The sequence below is a fragment of the Culturomica sp. genome, from assembly GCF_003524185.1.
Lineage (GTDB): Bacteria > Bacteroidota > Bacteroidia > Bacteroidales > Marinifilaceae > Culturomica > Culturomica massiliensis.
Map to the genome: position 1 here is coordinate 1 of NZ_DOED01000037.1, position 17,663 is coordinate 17,663.

Consider the following 17,663-nt stretch of genomic DNA (forward strand, 5'->3'; position numbering starts at 1 on the left):
GTTGGCCGCTTTGGTATCTCCCCGTTTTTTAAAGAACTTTTGCCTTTAGCGGGTACAAATATAGGGGATTCTCTATGAAATCCAAAGAAACCGGGAAAAAATATTAAAAATGTGGAGGAATCTTTTCGTCGGCAGATTTGTGTTTGCGAAGGTTACGGATAAAGGCGGGAAGAAAACAGACGATGAGTTGGGGGCGGGTCCAGTTATAACATTTTTGAAAACAGAGCATTGCAATGCCGATAAACAGGCTGGCACCTATGAATACCTGTATGGGGAGCCAAAGCAGGTCTTCCGGGGGGAGCAATAGGGGGATTAAAGCGACGGCTCCTGCGGGAGCAAAAGGTTTTCCTGAAAGTTCGAATAGGAGGAATAGAGGGCCTGTTATACATAAAGCGATGAGGAATTCGGGTAAATGCCATTGATAATAACCGAACCATTGGCAGAGTGAACCTAATAAGGAGGCTGCAAATAGCGTGAGCAGTATCTGGACCGGGCGGTTGCGGAAACCGGCTTTGGAATGGGCGAATTCGATGTAGGTGACAATGAGGGGCGGAAGAATGAAATAAATGTTGTTTGTGTATATCGCCAGTGAAGCTACCGATAATATGGTAAACAGCAGAAAGGTCCACGAAAGGAGAACCGAACGCCAGTATATTTTTACCGGAGTATATTCGATAGGAGTACGTAATTGCTTTTTTTCCATCAGATATTGTCCGAGGATAATGATAAGTGACATTATAATTACTGCGGCCGGATATACCCAACTGTTTGTTTTTAACAGTATAGGCAGGATGATGGCAGAAACCTGCGGGATCAAGGTGGTTCGGGATAAAGTCAGATGAATGGCCGCAAAACTAAAGGCCAAAGCAATGTTCCCCAATAGGGGAAAAGGTGAGTAACGGACAATGAGGACTCCTGTTACGGAGCAGAGGCTCATTGCAAGAAGCATTTTCCATTTGTTACAGTGCCATACCCGTTTATCGACTACCCACATGCCGATTGCAAGGGCTGCCATTTCGGGGAAAATGATTTCACGTTCGGCCAGTCCTTCCGCGCATCCTACCATAATAAGAATCATGAGTAAGGCGTAGATATATCTCCGATAGCGGAGAGGAATCGAATAAAGCATTTGAATCAGTTAACGACATTGGTCGGATGTCCTTCCAAAAAATTCCGGATATTCGTCAGAGCTTCTTCTGCCATGGCAATCCGTCCGTCGATGGTGGCTGTACCTACATGCGGAAGGAGTACGACATTGTCCAATTCGTATAATTCGTCCGTGATGTGGGGTTCCCGTTCGAATACATCCAGTGCTGCACCCCGTATGGTACGTTTGCGCAGGCATTCCGTCAAAGCGGCCTCGTCTATGACGGCGCCTCTGGCCGTATTGATGATAAAAGCCGATTTTTTCATCAGTCCTAATTCCCGGCTACCGATCAGATGACGGGAATCGTCGTTCAAAGGTGTGTGCAGGGAAATAAAATCCGATTCTTTTAACAATGAATCCAGATCGGTACGTTTGAAACCGGGAATTTCCGTATGGCGATTGTAATAGACGATTTTCATTCCGAAAGCCTCTGCTTTGCGGGCGACATTCTGGCCGATCCGTCCCATGCCGATAATACCCAGGGTTTTCCCGTACAGGTCTGTCCCCAGGTTTTTCATGACTCCCCAAAGGCTTTCTTTTTCTGTACGGATTCTGCGGTCCAGCTCGGCAACTCTTCTGGAGGCACTAAGCATTAGGGCCATGCAGAGTTCTGCTGTCGGGTTGCAAACCGACTGAGGGGTATTGCATACTGTAATCCCTTTTTGCCGCGCATACTGAATGTCGATGTTGTTGTAGCCGACCCCGAAGTTGCTGATGAGTTGTAATTTTTTACCGGCATCAAGCATGTCTTTGTCTATCGGACGGCTGAAGATTGCCAGTAAGATATCATATTCCGGCAATAACCGGATAATTTCCTCTTTTGAAAGCTTTTCACCTTCCGGAAAGGTGATTTCCCAATCTGCCGGCAGATTGACGAAAGGTTCGCGGGGGATGTCGTAGGTAACTAATATTTTCATAATAAAGTTAACAAGTTTTTATTCGGTTTTCAGGAATCCGTTTTCCGGAGATCAGTCGAGGGTTGTCCGGGCAAACGGAACGGCTTTGAGATCGATAAATTGGCCGGCAAGGTATTTATAATAACCTGTGACGGCTACCATGCCTGCATTGTCGAGGGAAAAGCCGAGGCGGGGGATGAATACTTCCCAGCCTGCTTTTGCAGCTTCTGTATGTACGGCATTTTGCAGTCCGGAGTTTGCCGATACGCCTCCGCCGATTGCAATTTGTTTGATACCGGTTTGCCTGGCTGCTTTTTTCAATTTAGACATCAGGATGTCGATGATTGTTTTTTGCAGGGAAGCACAAAGGTCGTTCAGATTTTTCGTTATAAAATCGGGATCTTTTTTCAGTTCATCGCGGATAAAATAAAGAAAGGAAGTTTTTAATCCGCTGAAACTGTAATCCAGACCCGGAATCTGGGGTTTATTGAACGTAAATCGCTCCGGGTTGCCTTCTTTTGCCAGACGGTCGATTACAGGTCCGCCCGGATAAGGAAGTCCCATTATTTTTGCGCATTTGTCGAATGCTTCTCCTGCGGCATCGTCTATTGTCTGGCCGATCATTTCCATCCTCAGATAATCGTGTACTACGATTAATTGAGAATTGCCTCCGGATACGAGTAGTGTAAGGAACGGAAAGGAGGGGTGACGGCTTTCGACGCCCGGTTCTTTGATGAAATTGGCCAGGATGTGCGCTTGTAAATGGTTTACTTCGATCATCGGTATATGATTTGCAATAGCAAATCCTTTGGCAAAAGATGTGCCTACCAATAAGGAACCCAGTAATCCCGGTCCCCGGGTAAATGCAATGGCGTCGATGTCCTTTATTGCAATTTCCGCTTTGCGGATCGCTTCGGATACGACCGGAATGATGTTTTGCTGATGGGCTCTGGAAGCCAGTTCCGGAACCACACCTCCGTAGGCTTCGTGAACTTTTTGACTGGCGATAATATTCGATAATACGATTCCGTCTTTTAGTATGGCGGCAGAGGTATCATCACACGATGATTCGATTCCGAGAATAACTGTCATAAGGTTGTTTTTTTACGAGTCGGCAGAGAAGGAAAGTTAAAAGCCGTAAATATATGGTTTTTACTTTATCTTTAGTTTCCGATCTCTTTCAAATATTCTGCAATATTAATATTTTTGTAGGCAAACTAAAACTGTGCGGATATAAAAAAAGTTTTTCGGATATTATTCTATTGTGTCGCGGGGATTCTACTGTTGATTTTAATTCTTTATGCTTTGTTACACAGTCCGTATGTACAGACAAAGTTGGTCAATTATCTGACTTATCGTATCGAACAGACTACGGGTGTAAAGATGAAAATCGGCGGGGTGGATTTTCGTCCGGTAAAATCGTTGGTGTTGAATGATGTTTTAGTTGAGGATTACAGACAGGATACGTTGTTGTATTGCAAGGATTTACGGGTGAAGATCGATTCTTTTCAATGGACATCCCAGCGTTTTACCGTAAAAGATATTACACTGAAAAATGCCTATTTCAATTTATGGATTGTGAGGGGGGAGGAGAAGTCGGTTATGAATCTGGATGTTCTTCTGAATGCTCTTCGGATTACGGCAGAAGAAGAACAGGAGGGGATAGCTGGAGGTGCAGAGGATGTTACTGTCCCCTGGCAGGCGGATTTAAAACGCATTCAGATCCGGGATTCTCGTTTTGTATATAGGGAGAGTGAATATGAGGCGGTAGATTACGGTATCAATTGGACGGATGTGGAGTGTCTTCATGTCAATGCCGATATTACGGATATTGATTTTTCGGGAGGTCGGGTCGGGATGCGTGTTACCGGGTTGGGGCTGGAAGAGAAGTCCGGTTTTGTGATCGATAAAATGGAGGCGACAGTCAGTGCCTGCGATTCCAATTTATTGATAACAGATACAAAGATATATACGGCGAGGAGTTTTCTGGACCTCCGGAAGTTGGAATACAATTGGGTGCCGGGTCGCCGGGATTGGCGTCATTTTACGACTATGATGCAACAATATTACCGATTGGGGGAATCCCGGGTAAGTTTTATCGATCTGGCTTATTTTAACGGAATATTGCGGGGAATCGAGAATACGGTGGGGTGTAAAGGGGTTATTACAAATACCGTAAACCGGATAGAGGGACATCAATTGGAGTTTACTCTTGGGGAATCAACCCGATTGACCGGAGAATTTAAATCTTTCGGTTTACCTGATTTCAGGCATACGATTTTCGATATAAATATCCGGGAGGCCCAATTGAATCCGAAAGATTTGGAAACCGTTTATTTGCCGTGGTTTTCATGTCAGCTTTCGGTGCCACAACCCTTGCATCATTGGAATAAATTTGATCTGACCGGGAATTTTAAGGGAACGATAGATGATTTTATATTGTTGATCGACAGTCGTACGACCGGATTCAAAGGGACTGCAAAGTTGGGATATATTCCTTGTGCTTCGGCTGATTCTACAGATTGTTCCCGTATATCCGGGGAGTTCAATTTCCCGTCCCTGAATTTTGCGAAGCTGAGCGGAACGGAAGTATTGGGAGGAGGGCATATTTCCGGTACGTATGACGGGATATTGGCGGAGGGCCGGACGGCATTGAATGTGAATGGAAAATTGAATACGATTCAGATCGGTAAAGGAAAGTTGAAAAATACCGATTTATTTCTTACGATGGACGATGAAAAAATCAATGTTCTTTCTTCATTTGATAACGATAGCATCCGGGGTGCGGTGATGTTGACCTGTGATGTGGGGAAAGAAGTATTCTTTTTGAGTTCCAAGGGCAAGATAGAGGTAAATGATCTTGCTGATTTCGGGTGGGGGATCACCGGGGGCAAAGAAGCTGTCAAAACCGGATTTGACTTTGTTTATGCAAAGAAGAAAGGAGGAGATAGTTTCGGGAATTATGCATTCCGGAATTTTACCTATGCCGGAGAGAAGGGTGACTTTATCCTCGATAATGTCAGTATCGAAAATCGATTGAATGACGGGTATTATGTCACCAGTTTATTTTCGGATATTGTGGATATGCAGATCGAGGGACATTATATGTCGATACGTCCTCTTGAGTTTACGGATAAGCTGGTCCGCAGTTATTTGCCTGCTTATAAATGGCAGAAGTACAAAAATCTGAATGAGGAGAAGGCTGATTTCCGGTATAGTATAAACATCAAGGATGCCGATCGGGTTTTATCGGCTGTTTATCCCGATTTGAAAATTGCTCCGGGAACCAAACTTTATTCCGATTTCGGATATAAGGGAAAGAAGATTCACCTTCGAATCGATTCGGATTCTATCCGGTACAAGGACTTTATTTTGCAAAATTCCCGGATTGATCTGACGGGGGATGAAGATTGTTTGCGGATGTTGTGTACGGCAGATCAGTTAGAAGTCAGTCAGGACTATCGTTTGTATAATGTCCGGAATGAATTGGTTTTGAAGGATAATACGGTGTCCGATAAATTGTTGTGGAGTAATTGGGGCAGTGAAACGTATAGCGGTGAATTGGGAATGATTCTTCGCTATGAACCTATCGACAAGAACAAATACAGGACGGTAGTTCATATTCAGCCTGGAGTGATTGTGCTTGCAGATAAGGTGTGGAATGTACAGGAAGCGGAGATAATCGCTTTGGATAAGGAAATTTCCATTTACGATTTCTGGATCGGTAACGGAAGGCAATATTTATCCATAGACGGAGATCTTTCCGAAAATCCGCAAAAAACGCTTTCTTTCCGGTTGAATCGTTTTGATTTGTCGGAATTGAACCGGGTGTTGTTTGACAATCGCTTTCATGTTTTCGGTCTTGCAACAGGAGAGGTGATCGTGCAGGATTATTACAAAGATAATTTATTGTATTCGGATGTACATGTGCAGGATTGGGGGATAAACCGCGATACTTTAGGAACGTTGCGGATGTTATCGGCCTGGGATGCGGATAGCAGCCGTATGCTGATCCGGGCGGAAAACCAGGTCGGAGAGGAAATCCCTTTGCGGGTAAAAGGATATTACCGGCCGGATACAGATAGCCTGAACGTCAATATAAATTTGTCTAAAATCAAATTGGATCGGCTGGGTATGTATGCTTCGGATTATTTTGTGGCCAGCCGGGGAGGTATTTCGGGTAAAATCAAGCTTACCGGTTTGATGTCCCATCCGGATTTTTCCGGTTATCTTTTTTTGGATTCGGTTTTGTTGACGATGCGGGATGTCAATACGTCTTTTTTCATAAATGACAGTATTTATGTCGATAAGAGCAGTTTTATAATCAATGATCTGGCTATAAAAGACGTGCTCGGCCGTTCTTCGCTCTGTTCGGGATATTACCGGTTTTGGGATGATGAGTACGAGTTGAATATTACCTCCCGTAATTTTTTGATTCTCAATACAGATTACAGTCAAAACGATTCGTTTTACGGAAAGGTATTTATGAGTGGCTTTACGAATATTAATAATCGTAACGGTTTTATGGCATTGACGGTAAATGCACGGCCTGAAAGTAATTCTCGTTTATATCTGCCTTTGACCTCGGCGTTGACAGAGGAAAATGGTAATTTTTTACATTTTGTAAGTCCTAATCAGCAAGCGCGGAAAAAGGTACAGGTTCAGACCGGAACCGGCGGGATGCAGTTGAATGCTAATCTGGAATTGAATGACAATCTGGAGATACAGATTGTTTTCGACCCGACGATCGGGGATATTTTGAAAGCCAGAGGTTCCGGCGATATTAAGGTAACGTTGGATCAGGATGGGACAATCAATATGTTCGGAGCCTATAAGATTTCAAAAGGGGATTATCTGTTTACGTTGAGTAATCTGTTGAATAAAAAATTTGTACTGACTCAGGGGGGAAGTATAGCCTGGAACGGTTCGCCTTATGATGCGACGGTAGATATCAATGCCGTTTATAATTTAAAGACGTCGTTGTATGAGTTATTGACTGCGACGAGTTCTACTGTAGATAAATCGACAAAGGTGCCTGTTGAGTGTGTACTGAATTTAAGTGATAATTTTGCTAATCCATTGGTGAAGTTTGATATCAATTTTCCGACTTTGGATACGCAGACGAAGAGTTATGTGCAGAGTCTTTTTTCCAGTCAGGACGAGATCAATAAACAGATGTTTTCTTTGTTGATTTTAAATAAGTTTTACACTCCGGACTATATGACGACGGCTGATATCGAGGAGAGAAATGCCGGTTATCAGGCGGGTGTGACGACGGCTTCGGAGTTGGTATCGAACCAGTTGTCCCGGTGGCTGTCGAAAATCAGCAATAATTTCGATATCGGTTTTTCTTATCGTCCCGGAGATAATATCACGACGGATGAGATTGAATTGGCTCTTTCGACCCAATTGCTGAATGATCGGGTTACCTTGTCTGCCAACGGTAATATGGATGTCGGAAATGCTAAAAATGTAACTTCGAATTCAACCGGAAGCAATAATATTGCCGGCGATTTCGATTTGGATGTTAAACTGAATAAGCAGGGAACGCTGAAATTGAAAGCCTATTCGCATACGGACGAGAAAATTATTTATAACGCGACGGAGACGATTCAGGGTGTCGGTATTTCTTATCAGGAGGCTTTCGATACTTTTCGGGAATTGTTACATCGGTATTTTAGTTTTTTGAGGAAGAAAAAATAAAAATCCTTGGTCTATATTGAATTTATAATCTTTATGACTTTGTTTTTTAATCTTTTTTTCACAAATTGCGTATTGCAAACGATTACGAACAGATTTGGGCCAACAAACTCATAAAAATTATATAACTTATGAATGCAAAGGATTACATGGACAGGGAAGCTCGTTACGGAGCTCACAATTATCACCCGCTGCCGGTTGTATTGGAACGTGGTGAAGGAATTTTTGTGTGGGATACGGATGGGAAACGATACTATGATTTTTTGTCAGCATATTCGGCTGTCAATCAAGGGCATTGTCATCCGAAAATTGTAGGGGCAATGACAGAGCAGGCCCGCAAACTGGCTTTAACGTCCCGGGCTTTTTATAATGATGTGCTGGGCGAGTGGGAGGAATTTGTGACGAAATATTTCGGTTATGATAAGGTACTTCCGATGAATACCGGGGCTGAAGCCGACGAGACTGCTTTAAAGCTTTGCCGGAAGTGGGCTTATATGAAGAAAGGTATTCCGGAAGGGCAGGCTAAGATTATTGTTTGTAACGGAAATTTTCACGGACGTACGATTACGATCGTTTCCTTGTCGAATGATCCGGATTCTTATGAAGGCTATGGTCCTTTTACCCCCGGTTTTATTAAGATTCCTTACAATGATATTCCGGCTTTGGAGAAAGAGTTGCAAGATCCGAATGTAGCCGGTTTTCTGGTAGAGCCGATTCAGGGAGAAGCCGGAGTTTTTGTGCCTGATGCCGGGTATTTGAAGAAAGCATTCGATTTGTGTAAAGCCCATAACGTGTTGTTTATGGCTGATGAAGTACAGACGGGAATTGCCCGTACGGGAAAATTACTGGCTTGCGATCATGAAGGGGTACGTCCCGATGTTTTGATATTGGGGAAAGCCTTGGGAGGAGGTGTTATGCCTGTATCCTGCGTTTTGGCGGACGATGAAGTCATGTTGTGTATTCGTCCGGGAGAGCACGGTTCGACTTTCGGAGGAAATCCGATTGCTGCTAAAGTTTCCATTGCGGCTCTGGAAGTGGTTCGGGATGAGAAGCTGGCCGAAAATGCCGAAAAACTGGGGATTGTTTTCCGGGATAGACTGAGTGCGATTCATTCGGACCGGATTGAGGAAGTGAGGGGGAAAGGATTGTTGAATGCTGTTGTGATTAAGCCGAAAAACGGAAAGACGGCCTGGGATGTTTGCTTGAAGTTGCGTGACCGGGGACTGTTGGCTAAACCGACGCATGAACATATTATTCGTTTTGCTCCGCCTCTGGTGATTCATAAGGTGGAATTGATGGAGGCCATCGGAATTATTGAAAATACGTTTGCTGAATTGGAATAGATAAAAAAGGTGTCAAAATTTTTTTGACACCTTTTTTATTCAATATTTAAAGCTGCTGCCTCCTAAGAATTCCCGCAGGATTGAGGTGTTGGGTATTTCCCGGGTAGGTACGGCTTTGATATAGGAGAGAAATTTCAATAAACGCAGGGCTTTGGAATGTTCCGGGTGCTGTCCTGTAACTTCCCGTAATAAAGGTTCGGCCTGTTGTTTAAGAGCACCGAGTTCGTATATCAGAGCTGAGTTGAACATGATATCGGCTTCTTCCTGGTAAGGGACGATGTGTTTTTGCTCACCTTTCAATACGCTTTCCCAGCGTTTTAGAGTTTCAAGCGCCGAATAATTCCGGTATTTATAATCTCTGACCATCCGTCGGAGTAAACGGTTATCCGTCGGATTGATGATGTTATGGTTGTCGATAGAGATAGAAGTCAATGCCGACACAAATATTCTGAATATGGAATCGGCCGGGAGTAAGCGGGTGAGTTTAGGATTAAGTCCGTGTATTCCTTCTACGACGATTACATTATTTTTGGCAATTTTCAGTTTCTCTCCGCTGTAGTAGCGTTGTCCGGTTTCAAATGAAAATTTGGGTATTTCGATCTCTTCACCGTTTATCAAGCGGAGAATGTTATCGGAAAATGTATCGATGTCCAAAGCATCTATCGATTCGTAATCGTATTCACCCTTTTCGTCTTTCGGTGTATATTCCCGGTTGACAAAGTAGTTGTCGAGGGACAGGTTTACAGGGCGGATGCCGTTGACCATCAGTTGAATACTCAATCTTTTGCTAAAAGTCGTTTTGCCGGAGGAAGACGGACCTGCAATGAGAATAACTTTTACTTTTTTTCTGCGGCTTTTGATTTTATCGGCGATCAGGGAAATTTTCTTTTCATGCAGGGCTTCACTGATTTTTATGATGGCGCCGGAATATTTTTCTTCTACGGTCCGGTTTAGGTTACCGATGTCTGAGATGCCGAGAATTTTTCCCCAGCGCTTATATTCACTGAATATTTGAAATAGTTTCGTTTGCGGGGTTTCCGGCAATAATTCCTGGGGATTATTGCGATTTGGCAAGCGAAGCAACATCCCGTCTTTGTAAGGTATAAGATCGAAAATAGCCATACAGCCGGTGGAAGGAGCTAATGTGCCGTAAAAATAATCAGCCGTATTTTGGATATAGTATACGGAGGTATACAATCTTCCCCGGGTTGCCATAAGTTCGCATTTGTCTTTTAAGCCGGCTTTTTTAAATAGCCGGATGGCCTCTTCGGTCGGCATTTCTTCGCGGATAATGGGATAATCGGCGGCAATAATTTCTTGCATTTTGTCCCGTATGGCGGCAATTGTTTCCGGTCTCAAAACAACATCTTTATTTGCTATCCGGCAGAATATACCGTTGGATATGTTGTATTCGGCGATTAATGTCTTTTTGGGAAAAAGCCTGTGTACCGCTTTGTAGAGTATGAATATAAGGGAGCGCGTGTAAATACTGTATCCATCTAAAGTCGTAACGTCAATGAAATTGACTTGTTTCGGATTCATGATGATGTATTGTAAGTCTTGTAGCTGGTTATTTACAAGAGCGCCTAAAATGGACTTATGATTTTGAGGAAAAATAATTTTTTTGACTTCCCGAAGGGGCGTACCGATTTCAATATCGTAATACTTCCCCGTATTTTCACACATAATACTTACTTTTTCCATAATTATATATTTGATCCTCTAATGTAGTTTTTTCTTTCTATATAAGCAAATAACATGCCAACAGTCCCTTAGGAGAAATTCAGGCAAAAGAAGGGAATAAACAAAAGATCAGGGTAAGCCGGGATACCTTTGTGAATCAAAAATCGTAAATTAATTTTAGAGAGAGGGGATTGTTGAGTCTGTGGTGTTGTATTTATCTGTACATTTCTTTGTCTTTCGGGATACGTATTTCATATTCCCGGTGAGCCGGGTTTTTCAGTTTATTTTTGCGGAGCCACGGGTTGAAGCGTTTGAGTGTTTTATAGGAGATGTCGTGTTTATTGGCAAAGTCGGCCCAATCTGCAACGGATTTTTTGATTTTGACGATTTTGACTTTTTCGATAGGATAGGCTGTAGGAGGATCGAAGTTGTACACATTCGGATTGTTCAGTATTTGTTTTAAGGCCAATATCCGGAATACGTATCTTTCGGTTTCTTCGCCGAGCAACAGGTCGTAGTAGTTTTTTTCTTTTTGGATGTCCATTTGTTTCTGGAGCATCGAGTTTCCCGCATTATAGGCAGCAGCGGCCATTGTCCAGGAGCCGAAGCGCTCATATGCTTTTTTCAGGTAGTTGCTGGCTGCCTGGGTTGCTTTTTCTACATTGTATCGCTCGTCTACTTCGCTGTTTATTTCCAGGCCGGCTTCCTCTCCCGTAGATGCCAGAAATTGCCACAATCCGACAGCTCCGGCAGGAGAGACGGCAGAGGGATTGAGGTTACTTTCGATGACGGCGAGGTATTTGAAGTCTTCCGGAATTCCGTTTTCTTTTAATATCGGTTCGATACGGGCGAACATACGGGGGGCATTTTTGAGCAGTTGTAAGGTATGTGAATGCAGATAGGTGTTTACTATCAATTCTTTACGCAGTGCTTCTTGTACATCGATGCGGTGAAGAGGCACTTCTTCTCCGGCAAAGCTGATGGCTTCCGGGACAAATACATCTACGGTGAGGGCTTGCTCTAAGGGAGTCAAATCAGTATGCGGAGTCGCGGCCGACAGGTTTGAATTACCTCCTGCTGCCTGCGAATAAAATACAATGGCAAAAATATTCAGAATGGATACTGTCGTACAAATATATATTAGTGAGGTGTATTTTTTCATTTCAGAATTAGTTGTTTTATATTTGCTGTAAAGATAATGCATAAAAGGCTATGATAAAAGAGGCAGAATGCTAAAATAGCGAGATTTCATAGTGGTTTATCCGTTAAAAATCGTTGTTATTCTTTATAAAGGAATTAGTATATGAAATACAATTTTGATGAAATTATAGATCGCCGGGGAACGGATTGTGTGAAATACGATGACCTGAACCGCACTTTCGGACGGACGGATTTATTACCGATGTGGGTTGCGGATATGGATTTCCGGACGGCTCCGGCAATTATCGGGGCAGCAGAGGATTGTTGCCGGCACGGTATTTTCGGATATACTTTCCGGTCGGAAGAAGCTAAACAGGCGTTTATCGATTGGGTGGCGTTGCATTACGGCTGGCCGGTAAAACCGGAATGGATATCTATCAGCCCGGGGATTGTTACGGCCTTATCTGTTGCGGTAAGGGCTTTTACTGAGAAGAGGGACAAGGTGTTGATCTTAACTCCCGTATATCCGCCTTTTTTTGCTGTTGTAACTGAAAACGGGCGAGAGTTGGTATGTAGTTCGCTGGTAGTGGAAAACGGGCATTATGAAGTGGATTGGGCGGATTTTGAAGATAAGCTCAGACAGGGTGTGAAGCTTTTTATACTGTGTAATTCTCATAATCCGGTGGGACGGGTATGGCGTGCGGAGGAACTGAAACGTATGGGAGATTTGTGTTGTAAGTACGGTGTATTGATTTTATCCGATGAAATTCATGCCGATTTGGCTTTGCCGGGATTTAAACATACCGTTATGGCTTCCTTGTCGGAAGATATTGCGGCTCATACATTGACTGCGATGGCTCCGAGTAAAACGTTCAATATTGCAGGAATGATGAATTCTTTGATCGTATCTTCCTCATCTGAATTATTGGGTAAGTATAACCGGGAAATGCTGGCATTGCATTTGGACGTCGGCAATATATTCGGGCATGTGACATTGAAAGCTGCTTATCGGGCAGGAGGGGAATGGCTGGAAGAGTTACGGATATATCTGGGTCGAAATGTCGATTTTGCGGATGAGTATATCCGGCATGAATTGCCTTATGTGAAGATGTTGAGGCCGGAAGGTTCTTTTTTGTTGTGGCTGGATTTCCGGCCGACAGGATTAAGGCATGAGGAGGTCGGTCGTATATTGACTGAAAAGGCAAGGGTCGGTTTGAACGACGGAAGTGCCTTCGGTAAAGAAGGCATCGGCTTCCGGCGGATGAATGTCGGATGTCCCCGGGCTATTTTACAGGAAGGCCTGGAGCGTATAAAGAAAGCTTTTTAATGTGATGGCATACCGTGAATCCGGAGAATTTGGCTTTAAATTTTCCGGATATATTCGGTAAGGGATTCTTTGGGTTGCAGATTCAAATGCTGACGTAATCTGTAACGGGCGATATTTATGGTATTGGGTGGGTTATCCGTCAATATGGAAATGTCTTTGTTACTAAGTCCGATGCGTAGGTAGGTAGCCAGTTTTTGATCTCCTTTGGTCAAATTTCCATGTTTTTGCATCAATCGTTCCGTGAAATCGGAATGCAGCGTTTCGATCTGTAAAAGCGTATCTTTTAAGTTACTGTTGCTTTTTAAGTACAGAGCTATAAACGAGCTTATCTTTTCCAGCTGGGTTTTCAATTCTTCATTGTGCATTTTTTTTGCTTCTTTCAGCATGGTGATGATCTTTTGGAAAAGATCGTTCCGGCTTTTGATATAACAACAGAGATTGGTCAGTAATTTTTTGGAATAATCCAAGGCTGTAAAAGCATTGTTTTTTTCGATTTCAACGGCGTTTAACTGATAGTTGATCAGAGCGTTGTTTTTTTCGTGTAATTCCTGTTCGACAGCTAGTTTTTGTATTTTTATCTTTTGACGCACCCTGACTTGAAAGATAATGATTAAAAGTGTGGTTAGTAATAATGCCGAAATTCCCAGTAAATAACGCTTTTGTATAGTTTGCAGTTGATTTTGTTTTTGTTCGATCCGGACTTGTTGTTCAGATTCTTTGAGTTTCTTTTCTGCAATTCTTCTTTCGATATTACTGATCCGGTCGGTAATGAATATTTGTTTTTCCAGTTGGTGTAATTGTTGCAGGCTTTCATAGGCATTGGCCATATCTCCGATTTTATGGTATATCTGGGCACAATAATTCAAATTGTCCATCAGAATTTCCTGGGCGTTGATGGTTTTGGCTTTTTCCCGGGCTTTTTCGAGATAATCCAATGCTTTTTTGTATTTTCCGGCATATAGATGTTGTAGTCCGAAATTGTTGTAATTTTCGGCAATCGCCCAGGTGGCGTTGACAGCCAGATTGATTTGCAGGGCTTCTTCCAGAAATTTGATTTTTTCCTGGAAATGTTCGGGAAGCATACCCAAATTGTTCAGATTTGCCGCAATCGCTTTGGAATTATTAAACCGGCGGTTGATTTGTAAGGCATAATTGAATTCTTTTTCTGCTTGCTTGTATTCTTTTTGAACGAAATGTAATAATCCTTTGATGTTGTGGTAGTAGGACTCTCTGGGATCGTTGGGGAAATCTTTGTAATACAGGGCCGATTTATCCAGAAATTCGGAGGCACGCTTGAAATTGCGCAGTAAACGGTAAGAATTACCGAGACATGCATGTAAGTAAGCTATCGTAGCAGGACTGCACCGGTCTTCTTTATCAAGGGCCTGGTAGTAAATATCCAGAGCCATATCAAACCGGGATTGATGAATATAGCTGGTACCTAAAAGGATCAAAGCTTCGATTTCCAGAGAGTCGTTTTGTATTTTTATGGCTTCCCGAACGGCTTCGTTGGCATAATATCCTGCTAATTCGGGCGCTTTGTAATAATTATTTTGAGCTAAATCCAGATTTTCTTCGATTTTACGAATGGTGGTCGTGTCGGATTTTTCCTGTGCAGAAAAAAATGTGAATAATAGTATAAATGCAAATTGGGGTACCATAATTCTGACGCTTGTGTGTTGTAATCGGTTTGCCACACATCTTTCAAAAACAATTGCCCATGCACCGGCTTTTTATAGAAATCCACGTTGTTCCCAAGTCTTGAAGATGTATAACATTCCGTATAGGATTTATGTTAGTGGGAACTAAGTTAATATAAATTTAATAGGGTCTGTGCTATTTTAAGATAAAATTATAAGTCCGGAATTGAAAAAAATGAAAATAAATCAAAAAAAGAAAAACAGATGTATATATTTCGAATGTATAATTAGTTGATTATTAATATGTGATTGTTAAAATTGTATATAAGAAAAGAGGTGAAAACAGGAGTACGTATATATGATAATTTTGTTTTTTGAGTTTATTTTTTTTTAGAATTTTCATTTTTGTTTGCGGTTAAAAGTGAACAATTATGAAATCTTGGATCAAATTAACGATTGTTGTTATTACGGTGTTGTTGTGTGCATGTCATGACGATGAAGTGAGAAATAAAGTACAGGTTGTGGAAGAGCCTTTGTCGGATATTGGTTGCCGGACAGCAGAAATGAACCGTGAAATGGCGATGTCGATTCCGGAAGGATATCAGGGACGGGGGTCTTTATTGACCAAAGCTTATATGCAGACACGGGCTTCTTCTCAAAAATACATTATTCCGGTCGTTTTTCATGTTTATGGAACCAGTTTTCTAGGAAAAAGCGTAACCGTGGAATTGATTGAGGATGCTTTAAGGCGTACCAATGAAGATTTTCAGGGATTAAATGGAGATTGGCAACGGATAACGGCGCCTTTCGATTTGATAAAAAAAGAATTGAATATCGAGTTCCGTTTGGCACAAAAGGATCCGGAGGGAAAATCGACAACGGGGGTCATTTTTTATCCTAAAAACAGCGGTTTCGGAGGTTTGAATAAGAACCCTGAGATTGCTGCTTGTGCCTGGGATAATTACAGTTATATGAATGTATATGTGATGGAGGATTTATATGGGGATCAGGTGTTGAATAATTCCGGTGTTGCCTGGTATCCGGATGAATGGATGAGTGATCGTAATCTGGCCCGGGTTGTGTATAACGGTGCTTATATCGGTAAAAATACCACAGAGAATTTCCGTCGGGTACTGACCCATGAATTCGGGCATTGGCTGGGATTGGCTCATACGTTCGAAGGGGGATGTACTTATCCGAACGATGAGGTCGACGATACACCGCCTCATGAAAAGAATATGTTGCATGAGTATGATTTGAATTGCGAAGGAAATAAGACCAATTGGCAAAACTTTATGACTTATACGGATATGTATGCCAATTTTACAACCGGTCAGGTGGAACGGATGTTGGCCATGCTGGAGCATCCGGCTCGTTTTCCGATTTGGCAGGAAGAGAATCTGAAAAAAACATTGTATCTGGGAGATGAGGCTGTTATTGAAGTGGGTGAGGGTATGCTGTTTGAAGATAAAAAGAATGACGGTACTTTTTCGGGCCGTTTTGAATTGAATGTAAAGTTTGCTTCATTGAAGGGGCAGGTAAACGATGAGTTGTCTGCCGATACCTATGAGGTGCAGCATTTGCCGGAAGGTTTATCTGTGCGCGTAGTCGTTGCAGGTGCCTCTTTGCTGCATGTTTTTGTCGACGGTCAAGCCGTAAATCATTCTTCGGCTGATAATACTTTTTTTATCCTCCGGTTTACAGGCGATATTTGTGATAAACCTTTGCATATTGATGACCAGCATCTGGAATTGCGGTTCCGGAATCCCTATCAAATCGTGACGACAGAGGTCTCGGATGTCGTGGTTTGTGCCGGGCAACAACGTCATCTTTTTCAGCTTTCTTCCGTTTATCCTTCTTCGAAGTATAGTCTGGTGTATGAAGGAGGTAAGTTGCGTATCGATACCTATAGTAAGGCTTTGGCAACAGAATCTTTTTCCCGTAATGTCAGTTGTCTGAGTGGCGGGGATGAGATTCCGGGCACATTGTCCTGGATCACGGGGTCGGATAATTTTATTCATGATTTATATACTCCTTCTTATAATCAGTGGAAAGGTAAGACGGGTTACGTCGGGCTGTATTTTCCGGGAGCGGATCAGACCGAGCGCTTGTACGGCTGGTTGAAATTGAGTGTAAGTACTGCCGGGGATTCGGTGATATTACATAGTTATGCTTTCCGGGAAGAACCGGGGATTGCTCTGAAAGCCGGTCAGAAAGAGGTTGGGCAAAACCTGATCGATCCGGAAATTTATGCTGATAAAACGGTCGTAAATACAGGCGAACAAGTGCGCTTCGGTTTTTCCGCGTGGAGTAATAGCGGAATCAACACTTATCGTTGGTCATTTCCCGGAGGAACCCCGGCTGCTTCTTCGGAAAAAAATCCGGAGGTGAGTTATGAGCAAAGCGGAATATATGATGTGTCTTTAGAGGTTACCGATCGCTCCGGGGAATCGTGGGTTCTATCCAAAAGTCGCTGGATACAGGTAAAAGGAGGGGGTACCTCCGAAAAACCGGAAATTACGTCTTTGATTGTTTTAACCGGTAATGGCGATAAATTTTTCCGGATAGAAAATCCGGAACATTATGCCGACAGTGAATTGACTATTTGGAATCCACGCCGGAAAGAAATCCTGAAACGGCAGAATTACCGGAATGATTTTGAAATGAAGGGATTGGCTGCGGGGACTTATTATTATCGTTTTACTTGGGAAGCCGCAGGACAAAAAGAGGAAGTCACAGGCTTTGTCGAGTTGGTACGTTGACTACAATTGTCTAACCTAATATAAA

The 17,663-nt window shown here is 42.8% G+C and carries 10 protein-coding genes; 4 read left to right on the plus strand and 6 right to left on the minus strand.

The features are described 5' to 3' along the window. Positions 1 to 103: 103 nt before the first annotated feature. The 3 genes from DD657_RS12545 to tsaD are packed head-to-tail and all read right to left on the minus strand — an operon-like array spanning position 104 to position 3,135. Positions 104 to 1,129 (minus strand): HPP family protein, encoded by a 1,026-nt coding sequence (locus DD657_RS12545; protein WP_287050106.1) that lies wholly within the window; start codon positions 1,127 to 1,129, stop codon positions 104 to 106. 5 nt (positions 1,130 to 1,134) lie between these two features. After that, positions 1,135 to 2,064 (minus strand): NAD(P)-dependent oxidoreductase, encoded by a 930-nt coding sequence (locus DD657_RS12550; RefSeq protein WP_021986516.1) that lies wholly within the window; start codon positions 2,062 to 2,064, stop codon positions 1,135 to 1,137. 51 nt (positions 2,065 to 2,115) lie between these two features. Then, positions 2,116 to 3,135 (minus strand): tRNA (adenosine(37)-N6)-threonylcarbamoyltransferase complex transferase subunit TsaD, encoded by a 1,020-nt coding sequence (tsaD, locus tag DD657_RS12555; protein ID WP_287050108.1) that lies wholly within the window; start codon positions 3,133 to 3,135, stop codon positions 2,116 to 2,118. A 213-nt stretch (positions 3,136 to 3,348) separates the two neighbouring features. On the opposite strand from tsaD, the gene DD657_RS12560 reads away from it, so the two are divergent. After that, positions 3,349 to 7,746 (plus strand): translocation/assembly module TamB domain-containing protein, encoded by a 4,398-nt coding sequence (locus tag DD657_RS12560; protein WP_287050110.1) that lies wholly within the window; start codon positions 3,349 to 3,351, stop codon positions 7,744 to 7,746. Between the two features lie 128 nt (positions 7,747 to 7,874). Then, complete coding sequence (rocD, locus tag DD657_RS12565; protein WP_021986519.1) at positions 7,875 to 9,086, plus strand: ornithine--oxo-acid transaminase; 1,212 nt, start codon at positions 7,875 to 7,877, stop codon at positions 9,084 to 9,086. A gap of 39 nt (positions 9,087 to 9,125) precedes the next feature. Here the strand turns inward: rocD and DD657_RS12570 are convergent, their stop codons facing one another. Next, on the minus strand, positions 9,126 to 10,790 hold the full coding sequence (locus tag DD657_RS12570; RefSeq protein WP_021986520.1) for a nucleoside kinase: 1,665 nt from the start codon (positions 10,788 to 10,790) through the stop codon (positions 9,126 to 9,128). 193 nt (positions 10,791 to 10,983) lie between these two features. Then, entirely contained in the window at positions 10,984 to 11,931 is a 948-nt protein-coding gene (locus DD657_RS12575; protein ID WP_287050113.1) for a lytic transglycosylase domain-containing protein, read from the minus strand. Between the two features lie 141 nt (positions 11,932 to 12,072). Here DD657_RS12575 and DD657_RS12580 point away from each other — a divergent pair, with 141 nt between their 5' ends. Next, positions 12,073 to 13,236, plus strand: a complete 1,164-nt coding sequence (locus DD657_RS12580) for a MalY/PatB family protein (protein WP_287050114.1) — start codon at positions 12,073 to 12,075, stop codon at positions 13,234 to 13,236. Positions 13,237 to 13,271: 35 nt separating this feature from the next. On the opposite strand, the gene DD657_RS12585 is transcribed toward DD657_RS12580, so the two are convergent. Then, a complete protein-coding gene (locus tag DD657_RS12585; RefSeq protein WP_021986523.1) occupies positions 13,272 to 14,897 on the minus strand; it encodes a hypothetical protein in 1,626 nt (541 codons plus the stop codon). Positions 14,898 to 15,307: 410 nt separating this feature from the next. Here DD657_RS12585 and DD657_RS12590 point away from each other — a divergent pair, with 410 nt between their 5' ends. Beyond that, positions 15,308 to 17,638: a M43 family zinc metalloprotease gene (locus DD657_RS12590; RefSeq protein WP_287050116.1), complete on the plus strand. Its 2,331-nt coding sequence runs from the start codon at positions 15,308 to 15,310 to the stop codon at positions 17,636 to 17,638. Positions 17,639 to 17,663 lie beyond the last annotated feature (25 nt).